Here is a 12,825-nt window from a genome sequence, read left to right on the forward strand (position 1 = left end):
GCGCCCGATTGTCATTGAAAACGCAGCCGTTCAGATGAATCGACTGTCCCAATCGGGTGTGCAGGTCGTAAACGCAGCGGGGTGCCGACAGAGGGTCGAGGCGAAGCACTAGATGAGGCGCAACTCGCAACTCGCAACTCGCACCACTTTGTATCGAAGTGGGCGAGCACGCACTGTTTTGGTGCAAAAGCACGGCTGCAAGCAGAACGAAGCTCCGTAATCAGCGCCATTCATGGCATGTCGGGACACTGGCACACTCATTGCTGTCTTGTGGTGGAGGGTGCCCTGGCGGATCATGCCGCCCCAGCATTACCTAATTCTCTGGGAGTCAGCCGCATTCGGCGTGTACCCCGGTTTGCTTTCCCTTGGAGGACACTATGTCGAAATCGCTGCAACTGATTAAAGACCATGATGTGAAGTGGATTGACCTGCGTTTTACCGATATCAAAGGCCAGCAGCACCACATCACCATGCCGGCGCGCGATGCCGACGACGATTTCTTCGAACACGGCAAGATGTTTGATGGCTCCTCCCTGGCCGGCTGGAAAGGCATCGAAGCCTCCGACATGATTCTGCTGCCGGACGACGCCACGGCCGTACTCGACCCGTTCACCGAAGAGCCGACGCTGATTCTGGTCTGCGACGTGATCGAGCCCTCCACCATGCAGGGCTACGACCGCGACCCGCGCGCCATCGCTCGCCGTGCCGAAGAGTTCCTGAAAAGCACCGGCATCGGCGACACCGTGTTCGTCGGCCCGGAGCCGGAATTCTTCATCTTCGATCAGGTGAAGTTCAAGTCCGACATCTCGGGCTCAATGTTCAAGATCTACTCCGAGCAGGCGTCCTGGAACACCGACGCGGACTTCGAGGGCGGCAACAAGGGTCACCATGTCCCGGTCAAGGGTGGCTACCTGCCGACCCCGCCGAAAGACTATGACCACGAAATCCGCACCGCGATGTGCAACGCCCTGGAAGAGATGGGCCAGTTCGTTGAAATCCATCACCACGAAGTGGCGACGGCCGGTCAGAACGAAATCGGCGTGCGTTTCAATACGTTGGTCACCAAGGCCGACGAAGTTCAGACCCTCAAGTACTGCGTGCACAACGTCGCCGATGCCTACGGCAAGACCGCGACCTTCATGCCAAAACCGCTGTACGGCGACAACGGCTCGGGCATGCACGTGCACCTGTCGATTGCCAAAGATGGCAAGAACACCTTTGCGGGCGAAGGCTATGCAGGCCTGTCCGACACTGCGCTGTACTTCATTGGCGGCATCATCAAGCACGGCAAGGCGCTGAACGCCCTGACCAACCCGTCGACCAACTCCTACAAGCGCCTGGTGCCGGGCTTTGAAGCACCGGTGATGCTGGCCTACTCGGCCCGCAACCGTTCCGCCTCGATCCGCATTCCGTACGTGTCCAGCCCGAAGGGTCGCCGTATCGAAGCGCGTTTCCCGGACCCGGCCGCCAACCCCTACCTGGCCTTCTCCGCCCTGCTGATGGCCGGTCTGGACGGTATCCAGAACAAGATCCACCCTGGCGACGCTGCCGACAAGAACCTGTACGACCTCCCGCCGGAAGAGTCCAAACTGATCCCGCAGGTGTGTGGCAGCTTGAAGGAAGCCCTGGAAGCCCTCGACGCCGACCGCGACTTCCTGCTCAAGGGCGGCGTGTTCAGCAACGACTTCCTCGATGCCTTCATCGAACTGAAAGCCGCTGAAGAACTCAAGGTGCGCACCTTCGTGCACCCGCTGGAATACGACCTGTACTACAGCGTCTAAGCCAGCGCCGACCGCTGTCGGTGTAGCAAGCAAGAGGCCTCCTTCGGGAGGCCTTTTTAGTTTGGGCTGTGTCTGCGTGATGCAAGCACTTTAGCCGGCACAGAGGCCGTTGCCGAAATGAATTCGGCCCTACAGGCGAATACCCCACTAGTTGGTAGGCCTGCCTTAACTGTGGGGCCGAATTTACTTCGGCGGCGATGCTCGGCCCGCCGTAGCCTGTGCTCCAGCGCTAACACCCAAGAGGCCCCTAAGGCCTCTCCGTTACCGCAAGAGTGATACCCAAGGCATGGGCCAGTATTACCGCCGCAGCCGAAATAAATTTGGCCCTACAGGCTGAATACCCCACTAGTGGGTGACACATTCCTACAACCAAACCGCGTCCCAGTGCGGGTACTCACTGATTCGCTCCACCAGGCCCGCCCTCAGCGGGTTCGCCACGATATAACGCGCCAGGCTCGTCAGGTCTTCATCGTGGCGCACCGCACGATCATGAAACCCACGCTGCCAAAGCGGCACCTGCCGGTTAACACGGCGCCGGGTTGAGCTTGCAACGCGCCCTTTCAACGTCTTGATCAGCACCGAAAGGTTGCTGCCTGCCTGCACATGAAACATCCAATGCAAATGGTCCGGCATGAGCACCCATGCCAGCGAATCAAGCCGACGCTCGTCCTGTAGCCGGCGCATTTCGCGAATCACGAGACGTGCAGTATCGAAATCATCAAACCAGGCAAGCCGCTGGTAGGTGCAGATCGTCACGTGATAAACCTGATGGGGTAGCGAAACACGTCCTCGACAGAGGTCTTGATAGGGCATGTCCTTTGCCTTTGGATAATGATACCCAGGGCACTTTAGCCAGTATGGGCGCCGCAGCCGAAATGAATTCGGCCCTACAGCTGGACATCCTGCGGTGTGCACAAAGCAGATACCTTCACCTGTGGGGCCGAATTTACTTCGGCGGCGGTGCTCGGCTCGCCGTACAAGCATGTGCCACAGCTCCAACATCCAAAAGGCCCATATAAGGCCTGTCCGTTACCGGAAGAGTGATACCCCAAGGCACTCGAGCCAGCATTACCGCCGCTGTCGAAATGAATTCGACCCTACAGCCTAGACATCCTGCAGTGAGCATAAAACCGATACCTTCGCCTGTGGGGCCGAATTTACTTCGGCAGCGATGCTCAGCTCGCCGTACAAGCATGTGCCACAGCTCCAACATTCAAGGGGCCGATAAGGCCTGTCTTGTTACCGGAAGAGTGATACCCAAGGCACCTGGGCCAGCATTACCGCCGTTGCCGAAATGAATTCGGCCCTACAGCTGGACATCCTGCGGTGTGCACAAAGCAGATACCTTCACCTGTGGGGCCGAATTTACTTCGGCAGCGCCCAACCCGTCATCGAACCCTTTCCTGGCTCGCACCCAACATTCCATGCACAACCCCACGTCCCGTGAGCCTGCCACTTGCCAGCTGCAAGGTCCGGTGCAAGTCTTGCCGGATTGCCACGGAGGGAACATCCCCATGCGCCTGCTCACCTGCCTGCTTTGTGCTCTGGCTCTGCCGGCCAGCGCCGAGATCTACAAATACACCGACGCCCAAGGCAAAACGGTGTTCACCAACCAGCCTCCTGAAGGGCAGCCGGTCGAGCGCATCGAGTTGCCCCCCACCAACACGATCCAATCCTCCGTTCCTGAGGGCGCCTCTACGCCACCCGCCGCTTCGTCACTCGTTTCCCGCTATCGAATCTTGCAGTTGGCCGGTCTTCCGGATGACGAAGCCTTGCGCGCCAATAACGGCACTTTCACCGTCAGCGTGCAGATCGAGCCGCCCTTGGCGCCAGGGCACAGCCTGCAATTGCTGCTCGACGGCAGCCCCCATGGCCCAGCCAGTACCACTACACAGCTGCAGATAAATCAGGCCGACCGCGGTACCCACAGCCTGGCCGTACAGGTGCTGGCCGATAGCAAAGCACTGCAGCAAAGCGATGTACTGACCTTTACCGTCCAGCGCATCAGCGTCAACAGCCCGGCTCGCAAGGCTGCACCTTGATGCGCCTGGCATTTCTGGGGTTGGCGCTTGTCAGCCTGCCGCTTTACGCGCAGATCTATACGCATGTCGATGCCGAGGGCAACCGGGTCTTCAGCGGTCGCCCTTTGCATGAGCACTCTCAGCCTGTCGCCCTTCCTCCCATCAATCGCTTGCCGCCTGCACTGCCGGTTGAGGCGCAACCTCGCCCCGCCGCTCCGTCTGAATACAGTCAGGCACAGACCTATCAAATCGTCCGCATCCTGCATCCCGCAGCGGATGCGACCTACCGGGATGGCGCCGGCGATCTCAGCGTGCTCGCCAGCAGCGAGCCAGCCTTGCACCCTGGTCATGCCTACCAGCTACTGCTCGATGGCCAGCCGCTGGGCAGCGCCGCCTCACAACCCCGCTTCCAGCTGCATAATCTGGATCGCGGCAGTCATCGCTTGGCGGTGGAGATTGTCGATGCCATCGGCACAAGCCTGATCCGCAGTGCCGAGCAAACCGTGCATATCCACCGCCCTTCCCTGGCTCAGAAGCGGCGGGTCAGGCCCTGCCAGCGTGACGATTATGGGCGTCGCCTGGAATGCCCGATGCGCGACAAACCCGTCGAGAAGCGCGACATCCCTTACGTCCCCTTCTTCTGACTTTCCGCATCTCGATTCCATCGCACTCACCCGTTTACGCACCATACTGGTGCATGGAAGCGCTAATCACGGCACACTTTTAAGGCAACCGGGCCGCAGAAAGCCGCCAGGTGCCCCATCGCTCGTGCCATACGCCGCCTGGTTTGCTTCTTGCATTTCAATGCCGCCAGAAGATGGAACCTACCCATGATGATGAACACTAACGCCACGCATCGGCTGTTGCTGGATAACCTGAACACCGCCATCGTGCTGCTTAACGACAGCCTGCGCCTGGAATACATGAATCCGGCCGCCGAAATGCTGCTGGCCGTCAGTGGTCAACGCAGCCAGGGGCAGTTCATCAGCGAGTTGTTCACCGAATCGCCCGAGGCCTTACCCGCGCTGCGTCAGGCCGTTGAAGAAGCCCATCCTTTCACCAAGCGCGAAGCCCTGCTCACCACCCTGAGCGGCCAATCGCTGACCGTGGATTACGCCGTAACGCCGGTCATCAATCACGGCACCACGCTGCTGTTGCTGGAGATCCATCCACGCGACCGGCTGTTGCGCATCAGCAAGGAAGAGGCCCAGCAATCGCAGATCGAAACCACCAAAGTACTGGTGCGCGGCCTGGCCCACGAGATCAAGAATCCACTGGGTGGTATTCGCGGTGCGGCGCAGTTGCTGGCACGCGAGCTGCCGGGCGAAGCGCTCACGGATTACACCAACGTGATCATTGAGGAGGCCGATCGCCTGCGTAACCTCGTCGATCGCATGCTGGGCTCCAACAAGCTGCCGTCGCTTGCTTACACCAATATCCATGAAGTACTGGAGCGAGTCGCTAGCCTGATCGAAGCGGAAAGCCAGGATTGCACCATGTTGGTGCGCGATTACGATCCAAGCCTGCCGGACGTCTTAATCGACCACGAACAGATGATTCAGGCCGTGCTCAACATTGCCCGCAATGCCCTGCAGGCACTGGCCGGATATACCATGACCGAACCGGCGCGCATCACCCTGCGCACTCGCGCGCTGCGTCAGTTCACCATTGGTCACGTCCGGCACCGCCTGGCAATCAGACTGGAAATAATCGACAACGGTCCGGGCATCCTGCCCGACCTGCACGACACCCTCTTTTATCCCATGGTCAGCGGCCGTCCGGACGGTACCGGGCTGGGCTTGGCGATCACCCAGAACATCATCAGCCAGCATCAGGGGCTGGTCGAATTCGAGAGCCAGCCTGGGCGCACCGTCTTCGCCATCGTCCTGCCACTGGAACAAGGAATTTCTCCGTCATGAACCGAAGCGAAACTGTCTGGATCGTCGACGACGACCGCTCCATCCGCTGGGTGCTGGAAAAGGCGCTGCAACAAGGCGGACTCACCACGCAAAGTTTCGACAGCGCCGACAGCGTGCTCAGTCGCCTGGCCCGCCAGCAACCGGACGTGATCATTTCCGATATCCGCATGCCCGGCGCCAGCGGCCTGGACATGCTGGCGCAGATCCGTGCACAGCACCCCGGCCTGCCGGTGATCATCATGACCGCGCATTCGGACCTGGACAGCGCGGTGGCCTCCTACCAGGGCGGCGCCTTCGAATATTTGCCCAAGCCGTTCGATGTCGACGAGGCGGTTTCGCTGGTCAAGCGCGCCCACTTGCACGCCCAGGAACAGCAAAACCAGGCGGCCCCCGAACCCCAGCACGCCACGCCGGAAATCATCGGCGAAGCACCGGCGATGCAGGAAGTATTTCGCGCCATTGGCCGGCTCAGTCAGTCCACAATCACCGTGCTGATCAACGGTGCGTCCGGTACCGGCAAGGAGCTGGTTGCTCATGCGCTGCATCGTCACAGTCCGCGCGCGGCCTCGCCGTTCATTGCCTTGAACATGGCGGCGATTCCCAAGGACCTGATGGAATCCGAGCTGTTCGGCCACGAGAAAGGCGCCTTTACCGGCGCCGCCAACCAGCGTCGCGGGCGTTTCGAGCAAGCCGATGGCGGCACGCTGTTTCTCGACGAGATCGGTGACATGCCGGCCGACACCCAGACGCGTCTATTGCGGGTGCTGGCCGACGGCGAGTTTTATCGGGTCGGCGGCCATATCCCGGTCAAGGTCGACGTGCGCATCATCGCCGCCACCCACCAGGACCTGGAAAACCTGGTGCGCGACGGCAGGTTCCGCGAGGACCTGTTCCATCGCCTGAACGTCATTCGCATTCATATTCCGCAACTGCGCGATCGCCGCGAAGACATCCCCGCACTGGCCCGGCACTTTCTCGGCCGGGCTGCCCGTGAGCTGGCGGTAGAGCCCAAACTGCTCAAGCCGGACACCGAGGAGTACCTGTGCAACCTGCCCTGGCCAGGCAATGTGCGCCAGTTGGAGAACACCTGCCGCTGGATCACCGTGATGGCGTCCGGTCGCGAGGTGCACCTGGATGAGTTACCGCCGGAACTGCTGACCCACAGTCAGGATGCCGCGCCCGCCATCAACTGGGAACACGGTTTGCGCCACTGGGCCGACCAAGCCCTGGCCAGCGGGCAGTCGAACATCCTCGACAGCGCCGTGCCGGCGTTCGAGCGGATCATGATCGAGACCGCCCTCAAACACACCGCCGGCCGCCGGCGCGACGCCGCCGTGCTACTCGGCTGGGGCCGCAATACCCTGACACGCAAGATTAAAGAACTGGGCCTGAACATAGGCGGCGGTGACGAAGAGGATGGTGAAGAAGGCGGCTAGCGGCCTCTACGAGCACTGCCTGCCTGTGGCGAACATGTCCACTTCGCACGCTTCGAGGTAGCGGCGAATTTATTCGCCGGGCCCTGCGTCTTGCGACGAGGACTGGGATGCCACTAACCGGGGAATTGGAAACGTTGGTGTCCGTCACAAGGCTCATGCAGCTTGAACGTTATGTGCCAGGCGAAGAATTCGCCTCTACATCCGTACACCCGACCAAGGCTGTCATAAAACATAAACATCCCTGGTTTATTGTCCAAGGACTCCAGTTTTCGGGGCCCCTGGTTCAGGCAGGATTGGGGAACCCCTCTTTTATTCCGTGGCGAGGCTGATGACTAGCCGCCACGTCTCCCCCTCCTCAAGGCCCTGCCACTGCGCGGGCAAAGGGCGGGTAGCGACCAGGTAGACCAGCAGGCCCTGCGCCGAGGGCATCACCCGCCACTTCACGTCGCCACCGGCCAGAGAAAGTGTGCCTTGTTCGGCAGCGCCCTGCGCCTGAATCAACAGGGCATAGGCTCCTTCCACATCCTGGGCCTGCACGGCCGGCTCGCGGTCAAAGTACAGCTCGAGGCCATTTGCCGTGGCCTGCACAGCCAGTAACTGCACATCTCCGGGCGCCATTAGCCTGCCCAGCATCAGCCCGACCAGCAGTCCGCTTACCGCCAAGCCAAGCAGAAACAGGGGCCACACGCGCCGCCGAGGGTCTGTCGGAGGAGTAGAATGCTGCCCGTCTTCGTGCTGAGTACCGCGCATGTTTCACGTCATCCTTTTTCAACCGGAAATTCCACCCAATACCGGCAACATTATCAGGCTGTGCGCCAACAGCGGGTGTCAGTTGCATCTGATCGAGCCCCTAGGCTATGAGTTGGACGACAAGCGCCTGCGCCGCGCCGGGTTGGACTATCACGAATACGCGCCGCTCAAGCGCCACCCCGACCTGAAGCACTGCCTGGACAGCCTTGACCTACGCCTCGGAGCGCCCATCGATGCCGAGGCGCCCCGCCTGTTTGCCTTTACCACCAAGGGCTCGCAACCCTATCACCAGGTGCACTACCGCGCCGGTGATGCCTTTTTGTTCGGCCCGGAAAGCCGTGGCTTGCCCGCAGAGATACGCGATGCCCTGCCTGAGGCGCAACGCCTGCGCCTGCCGATGCGCGAAGGCAACCGCAGCCTCAACCTGTCCAACACCGTCGCCGTGGCCGTCTATGAGGCCTGGCGGCAACTGGATTTCGCGCAGGAGCAGTGAGAGCCGCCGCACTCGCCGCTCGCTCCGCCCAATAAAAAAGCGCCCGAAGGCGCTTTTTTATTACTTCTTGCCGCAGCATGAAAACTTACTGCTGCGTAGCCGTCTGGGCTTCGGCATTGATGCGTTGCAGCTCTTGGGCGTACAGGGCATCAAAGTTCACCGGCGCCAGCATCAGGGCCGGGAACGAGCCACGGGTGACCAGGCTGTCCAGCGCTTCGCGGGCATAGGGGAACAGAATGTTCGGGCAGAACGCGCCAAGCGTGTGGCTCATGGACGCGGCGTCCAGGCCCTTGATCAGGAAGATGCCGGCCTGTTGCACTTCGGCAATGAACGCCACTTCTTCACCGGTCTTGACCGTTACCGAGAGGGTCAGCACCACTTCGTGGAAGTCGCCTTCCAGGCTCTTCTGACGGGTGTTGAGGTCCAATGCGACATTCGGCGCCCACTCCTGACGGAAGATTTCCGGGCTTTTCGGCGCTTCGAAGGACAGGTCCTTCACATAGATGCGCTGCAGGGAAAACTGAGGGTTCTCGCCGTTCTGCGCGGCACCGTTGTTTGCTTGTTCAGTCATGGCTGAGCCTTATTGTCGTGCTTGTTGAAATCAGCTTTGGAGCAGCGCGTCCAGCTTGCCAGCGCGCTCCAGAGCATACAGATCGTCGCAACCGCCTACGTGCCGCTCGCCGATCCAGATCTGCGGCACTGAAGTTCGTCCCGCCTTGTCGCGCATTTCGGCACGCACTGCAGGCTGACCGTCCACGGCGATTTCTTCATAGACCACGCCCTTGTGATCGAGGAGCTGCTTGGCGCGGATGCAATACGGGCACCAGGCAGAGGTATAGATCAGGACGTGGGCCATATCATTTCACCACTGGGAGATTGTCACCGCGCCAACTGGCCAGGCCACCCGACAGCTTGGCAGCGGTGTAGCCTGCCTTCTGCAGTTCGCGGCACACCGTGCTGGAGTGTTGGCCCATGGCGTCGACGACGATAATGGTCTTGGCTTTATGTTTGTCCAACTCGCTAATGCGCGCAGCCAGTTTTTCGTAGGGCATGTGCAAGGCATCGACGATATGTCCGGCGTCAAAATCCTTTTTCGCCCGCACGTCCAACACGATGCCCTGCTCGCTGTTGACCAGCGCGGTCAGCTCACGGGTGCTGAGACTACGGCCGCCGCGGCTCAGTTCATTGAGCGCGAAAAGGACCACCAGAACGACGAAAATACCGCTCAATACATAGTGGTTAGTGACAAATTCAATCAACGTGGCAAGCATCTAGATGTTCCCGGACGGTAAAATGCCGGCAGTATACACAGGGCCCCGAGCCGGCGGCACCCTGACGCGCCGTGACGCATCGCTCGCCAACGCTTAGAATCCCCGGCCCTTTTCCATTGACCCCATCAAGCGGAACGAGTCGATCTTATGCCTGCCACGCCCAAACCCCTGGTCCTGATGATTCTCGATGGCTTCGGTCACAGCGAAAGCCCCGACTACAACGCCATCCATGCGGCCAATACGCCGGTTTACGATCAACTACTCGCTACCCAGCCCCACGGTCTGATTTCCGGCTCGGGCATGGACGTCGGTTTGCCGGACGGTCAGATGGGCAACTCCGAAGTCGGCCACATGAACCTCGGCGCCGGGCGCGTGGTGTACCAGGACTTTACCCGCGTCACCAAGGCCATTCGCGACGGCGAATTCTTTGCCAATGAGGCGATCAACGCGGCCGTGGACAAGGCCGTGGCCGCCGATAAGGCCGTCCACATCATGGGGCTGCTCTCCGATGGTGGCGTGCACAGTCATCAGGATCACCTGGTGGCAATGGTCGAATCGGCTGCCCGCCGTGGCGCCACTCACATCTACCTGCACGCCTTCCTCGACGGCCGCGACACGCCGCCAAAAAGCGCCCAGCCGTCCATCGAGCTGCTCGAAGCCTCCTTTGCCAAGCTCGGCAAGGGCCGTATCGCCAGCTTGATTGGCCGCTACTTCGCCATGGACCGTGACAACCGCTGGGACCGCGTCGAGCAGGCCTACAACCTGATCGTCCAAGGCCAGGGCCACTTCCACGCCGCCACCGCCGTGGAGGGCCTGAACGCCGCCTATGCGCGCGAGGAGAGCGACGAGTTCGTCAAGGCCACCACCATCGGCGCCCCGGCCCGTGTGGAAAACGGCGATGCGGTGATCTTCATGAATTTCCGCGCCGACCGCGCCCGCGAACTGACCCGTGCGTTCGTCGAGGCCGACTTCACCGGTTTTACCCGTGCCCGTGTGCCTCAGCTGTCCGGCTTCGTCATGCTCACCCAGTACGCCGCCAGCATCGACGCGCCCTGCGCCTTCAAGCCGGAGCCGCTGACCAACGTGCTCGGCGAGTACCTGGCCAACAACGGTAAGACTCAGCTGCGCATTGCCGAAACCGAGAAGTACGCTCACGTCACCTTCTTTTTCTCCGGCGGCCGCGAAGAGCCCTTCCCCGGCGAGGAACGCATCCTGATCCCTTCGCCGAACGTCGCCACCTATGACCTGCAGCCGCAGATGAGCGCGCCGGAAGTCACCGACCGCATCATCGAAGCCATCGAGCAGCAGCGCTATGACGTGATCATCGTCAACTACGCCAACGGCGACATGGTGGGCCACACGGGTGTGTTCGACGCTGCCGTGCAGGCCGTGGAGTGCCTGGATGCCTGCATGGGCCGGATCGTTACCGCGCTGGACAAGGTGGGTGGCGAAGCCTTAATCACTGCTGACCACGGCAACGTCGAGCAGATGGAAGACGTCGTCACTGGCCAAGCGCATACCGCGCATACGTGCGAGCCAGTGCCTTTCATTTATGTAGGCAAACGCAACCTGAGCATTCGCGAAGGCGGCGTGCTGGCCGATGTCGCACCGACCATGCTGAACCTGCTGGGACTGCCGCAACCCGCAGAAATGACCGGCACCAGCATCGTCGAGCTGCACTGATCATTTTTTTGAGAGCCACCTGCTAAGCTGCTCGCCAGGGACGAATGGAATCGTCCCCAGCGGCATATACCCTGCCCATGATTGGCGACATCCGTAGCCGTACGCGGGAAACCGACCCAGCCAACCATCCGACAGTCTGCCGCCTGGCCTGCAGCTCGCCGCTGCTTTTTTGGGCATACTTGCCCAGTCTTTTGTTCCAGGTGCCGTACGCCCCATGTTTCGAGCCCTTGCCCTTATTCTGCTGAGCTGCCTGCTGGCTCCAGCCTTCGCCGATCAGAAGGCGCAGACCCAGCAACAACTCGAAGCGGCCCGCAAAGATGTGGCCGAACTGAAGAAGATGCTGGAGAAGCTGCAGCAGGAAAAATCCGGCGTGCAACAACAGCTTCGCTCCACCGAGCAGGAGATGGGCGAGCTGGAAAAACAGGTTCGCGAGCTGCAACAGCAACAGAATCAAAGCGAGGCGCAGCTCAAGCAACTCGATCAACAGAAAAAAAAACTCCAGCAATCACGCGCTGAACAGCAACGTGTGATCGGCACTCAAGCGCGCGCTGCGTACCAGAACGGGCGCGGCGAATACCTCAAGCTGCTGCTCAACCAGCAAAATCCCGCCGCCTTTTCCCGCGTCCAGACCTACTACAGCTACCTGAACCAGGCGCGTCTGGAACAGCTTCAGGGGTTCAACGACACGCTCGCGCAACTGCACCAGGTAGAAAGCGACCTGGACGCACAGCAGCAGCAACTGGCCAAGCAAAAACAGGCCGTGGCCGAGCGCCAGGCGCGTCTTGGCGAGGTTCGCAAAGAGCGCCAGCAGGCGCTGGTCCAGTTGAATCAGGATGCAAACAGCCGCAATCAGAAGCTCAAGGCCCGCCAGCAAGACCAGGCCGAACTGCAAAACGTCCTCAAGACCATCGAAGCCACCCTCGCCCGCCAGGCCCGCGAAGCCGAACAGGCTCGCCAGCAGGCCCTGGCCGAAGAGCGCCGCCAACGCGAACGGCAGCGCCCCAGCGGCGCACCGGTCAGCGGCGAGGCATTGGTTTCCAGTAGCGGCTTCACCTTTGGCGGCCCCTTCGCCGACGCGCGGGGCAAATTGCCCTGGCCCGTGGATGGCCGCCTGTTGGCCCGCTATGGTGCCCAGCGTGGCGAAGACGCGCGCAGCACCTGGGATGGCGTCCTAATCGGCAGCCGTGCCGGCCAACCAGTGCGCGCCGTGCACGGTGGCCGGGTCGTATTCGCCGATTGGTTGCGTGGCGCCGGCATGCTGGTCATTCTCGATCACGGCGGTGGTTACCTCAGCCTCTACGGGCATAACCAAAGCCTGCTGAAAACGGCCGGTGACATCGTCAAGGCCGGTGATACCATTGCCACGGTTGGCACCAGCGGCGGCCAGGAAATTCCGGCGCTGTATTTTGCTATTCGTCAGCAGGGTCGCCCCAGTGATCCTGCACAATGGTGCCGCGCGCAGGGTTAGCGC

Annotated in this window: 13 protein-coding genes; 8 read left to right on the forward strand and 5 right to left on the reverse strand. The window is 61.0% G+C overall.

Annotated elements, in window-relative coordinates:
• Nucleotides 1–377: 377 nt before the first annotated feature.
• Complete coding sequence (gene glnA, locus ACTV8E_RS07120; RefSeq protein ID WP_251834616.1) at nt 378–1,781, forward strand: type I glutamate--ammonia ligase; 1,404 nt, start codon at nt 378–380, stop codon at nt 1,779–1,781.
• A gap of 363 nt (nt 1,782–2,144) precedes the next feature.
• Here glnA and ACTV8E_RS07125 read toward each other — a convergent pair whose 3' ends face one another.
• Nucleotides 2,145–2,594 (reverse strand): REP-associated tyrosine transposase, encoded by a 450-nt coding sequence (locus ACTV8E_RS07125; protein WP_443199025.1) that lies wholly within the window; start codon nt 2,592–2,594, stop codon nt 2,145–2,147.
• Between the two features lie 701 nt (nt 2,595–3,295).
• Between ACTV8E_RS07125 and ACTV8E_RS07130 the strand changes: the two genes are divergently transcribed.
• The 4 genes from ACTV8E_RS07130 (at nt 3,296) to ntrC (ending at nt 7,157) form a co-directional block, all read left to right on the forward strand.
• Nucleotides 3,296–3,823: a DUF4124 domain-containing protein gene (locus ACTV8E_RS07130; protein WP_443199026.1), complete on the forward strand. Its 528-nt coding sequence runs from the start codon at nt 3,296–3,298 to the stop codon at nt 3,821–3,823.
• Nucleotides 3,823–4,446 (forward strand): DUF4124 domain-containing protein, encoded by a 624-nt coding sequence (locus ACTV8E_RS07135; protein ID WP_443199027.1) that lies wholly within the window; start codon nt 3,823–3,825, stop codon nt 4,444–4,446. Before ACTV8E_RS07130 ends, ACTV8E_RS07135 begins: the two co-directional genes overlap by 1 nt.
• Nucleotides 4,447–4,638: 192 nt before the next feature.
• Nucleotides 4,639–5,721 carry a nitrogen regulation protein NR(II) gene (glnL, locus tag ACTV8E_RS07140; protein WP_443199180.1) on the forward strand — a complete coding sequence of 361 codons (1,083 nt, stop codon included), beginning with the start codon at nt 4,639–4,641 and terminating at the stop codon, nt 5,719–5,721.
• The gene (gene ntrC, locus ACTV8E_RS07145; RefSeq protein ID WP_443199028.1) at nt 5,718–7,157 is read left to right on the forward strand and encodes a nitrogen regulation protein NR(I); all 1,440 of its coding nucleotides are present in this window, start codon (nt 5,718–5,720) and stop codon (nt 7,155–7,157) included. The genes glnL and ntrC overlap by 4 nt, the downstream gene beginning before the upstream one ends.
• A gap of 309 nt (nt 7,158–7,466) precedes the next feature.
• Here the strand turns inward: ntrC and ACTV8E_RS07150 are convergent, their stop codons facing one another.
• Nucleotides 7,467–7,907, reverse strand: coding sequence for a hypothetical protein (locus ACTV8E_RS07150; RefSeq protein WP_443199029.1), 441 nt, complete (start codon nt 7,905–7,907; stop codon nt 7,467–7,469).
• On the opposite strand from ACTV8E_RS07150, the gene ACTV8E_RS07155 reads away from it, so the two are divergent.
• Nucleotides 7,906–8,400 carry a tRNA (cytidine(34)-2'-O)-methyltransferase gene (locus ACTV8E_RS07155; protein WP_251834610.1) on the forward strand — a complete coding sequence of 165 codons (495 nt, stop codon included), beginning with the start codon at nt 7,906–7,908 and terminating at the stop codon, nt 8,398–8,400. The genes ACTV8E_RS07150 and ACTV8E_RS07155 overlap by 2 nt on opposite strands.
• Before the next feature lie 85 nt (nt 8,401–8,485).
• Here ACTV8E_RS07155 and secB read toward each other — a convergent pair whose 3' ends face one another.
• From secB to ACTV8E_RS07170, 3 genes are read right to left on the reverse strand one after another with little or no spacing between them, the layout of a single operon-like run.
• Nucleotides 8,486–8,971, reverse strand: a complete 486-nt coding sequence (gene secB, locus ACTV8E_RS07160) for a protein-export chaperone SecB (protein WP_251834609.1) — start codon at nt 8,969–8,971, stop codon at nt 8,486–8,488.
• 30 nt (nt 8,972–9,001) lie between these two features.
• Nucleotides 9,002–9,256 carry a glutaredoxin 3 gene (gene grxC / locus ACTV8E_RS07165; protein WP_251834608.1) on the reverse strand — a complete coding sequence of 85 codons (255 nt, stop codon included), beginning with the start codon at nt 9,254–9,256 and terminating at the stop codon, nt 9,002–9,004.
• Between the two features lies 1 nt (nt 9,257).
• A complete protein-coding gene (locus ACTV8E_RS07170) occupies nt 9,258–9,671 on the reverse strand; it encodes a rhodanese-like domain-containing protein (RefSeq protein WP_443199030.1) in 414 nt (137 codons plus the stop codon).
• 147 nt (nt 9,672–9,818) lie between these two features.
• On the opposite strand from ACTV8E_RS07170, the gene gpmI reads away from it, so the two are divergent.
• Entirely contained in the window at nt 9,819–11,354 is a 1,536-nt protein-coding gene (gene gpmI, locus ACTV8E_RS07175) for a 2,3-bisphosphoglycerate-independent phosphoglycerate mutase (protein ID WP_251834606.1), read from the forward strand.
• Between the two features lie 214 nt (nt 11,355–11,568).
• Nucleotides 11,569–12,822, forward strand: coding sequence for a murein hydrolase activator EnvC family protein (locus tag ACTV8E_RS07180; RefSeq protein WP_273536241.1), 1,254 nt, complete (start codon nt 11,569–11,571; stop codon nt 12,820–12,822).
• Nucleotides 12,823–12,825: the final 3 nt, after the last annotated feature.

Origin of the sequence: Pseudomonas sp. B392_1p (assembly GCF_052245235.1) — a bacterium.
Classification (GTDB): Bacteria; Pseudomonadota; Gammaproteobacteria; order Pseudomonadales; family Pseudomonadaceae; genus Serpens; species Serpens gallinarum.

Excerpts from the sequence above, each read along its gene's own strand:
- glnA (WP_251834616.1), top strand. The coding sequence starts at position 378 with ATGTCGAAATCGCTGCAACTGATTAAAGACCATGATGTGAAGTGGATT.
- ACTV8E_RS07125 (WP_443199025.1), bottom strand. The coding sequence starts at position 2,594 with ATGCCCTATCAAGACCTCTGTCGAGGACGTGTTTCGCTACCCCATCAG.
- ACTV8E_RS07130 (WP_443199026.1), top strand. The coding sequence starts at position 3,296 with ATGCGCCTGCTCACCTGCCTGCTTTGTGCTCTGGCTCTGCCGGCCAGC.
- ACTV8E_RS07135 (WP_443199027.1), top strand. The coding sequence starts at position 3,823 with ATGCGCCTGGCATTTCTGGGGTTGGCGCTTGTCAGCCTGCCGCTTTAC.
- glnL (WP_443199180.1), top strand. The coding sequence starts at position 4,639 with ATGAACACTAACGCCACGCATCGGCTGTTGCTGGATAACCTGAACACC.
- ntrC (WP_443199028.1), top strand. The coding sequence starts at position 5,718 with ATGAACCGAAGCGAAACTGTCTGGATCGTCGACGACGACCGCTCCATC.
- ACTV8E_RS07155 (WP_251834610.1), top strand. The coding sequence starts at position 7,906 with ATGTTTCACGTCATCCTTTTTCAACCGGAAATTCCACCCAATACCGGC.
- ACTV8E_RS07150 (WP_443199029.1), bottom strand. The coding sequence starts at position 7,907 with ATGCGCGGTACTCAGCACGAAGACGGGCAGCATTCTACTCCTCCGACA.
- secB (WP_251834609.1), bottom strand. The coding sequence starts at position 8,971 with ATGACTGAACAAGCAAACAACGGTGCCGCGCAGAACGGCGAGAACCCT.
- grxC (WP_251834608.1), bottom strand. The coding sequence starts at position 9,256 with ATGGCCCACGTCCTGATCTATACCTCTGCCTGGTGCCCGTATTGCATC.
- ACTV8E_RS07170 (WP_443199030.1), bottom strand. The coding sequence starts at position 9,671 with ATGCTTGCCACGTTGATTGAATTTGTCACTAACCACTATGTATTGAGC.
- gpmI (WP_251834606.1), top strand. The coding sequence starts at position 9,819 with ATGCCTGCCACGCCCAAACCCCTGGTCCTGATGATTCTCGATGGCTTC.
- ACTV8E_RS07180 (WP_273536241.1), top strand. The coding sequence starts at position 11,569 with ATGTTTCGAGCCCTTGCCCTTATTCTGCTGAGCTGCCTGCTGGCTCCA.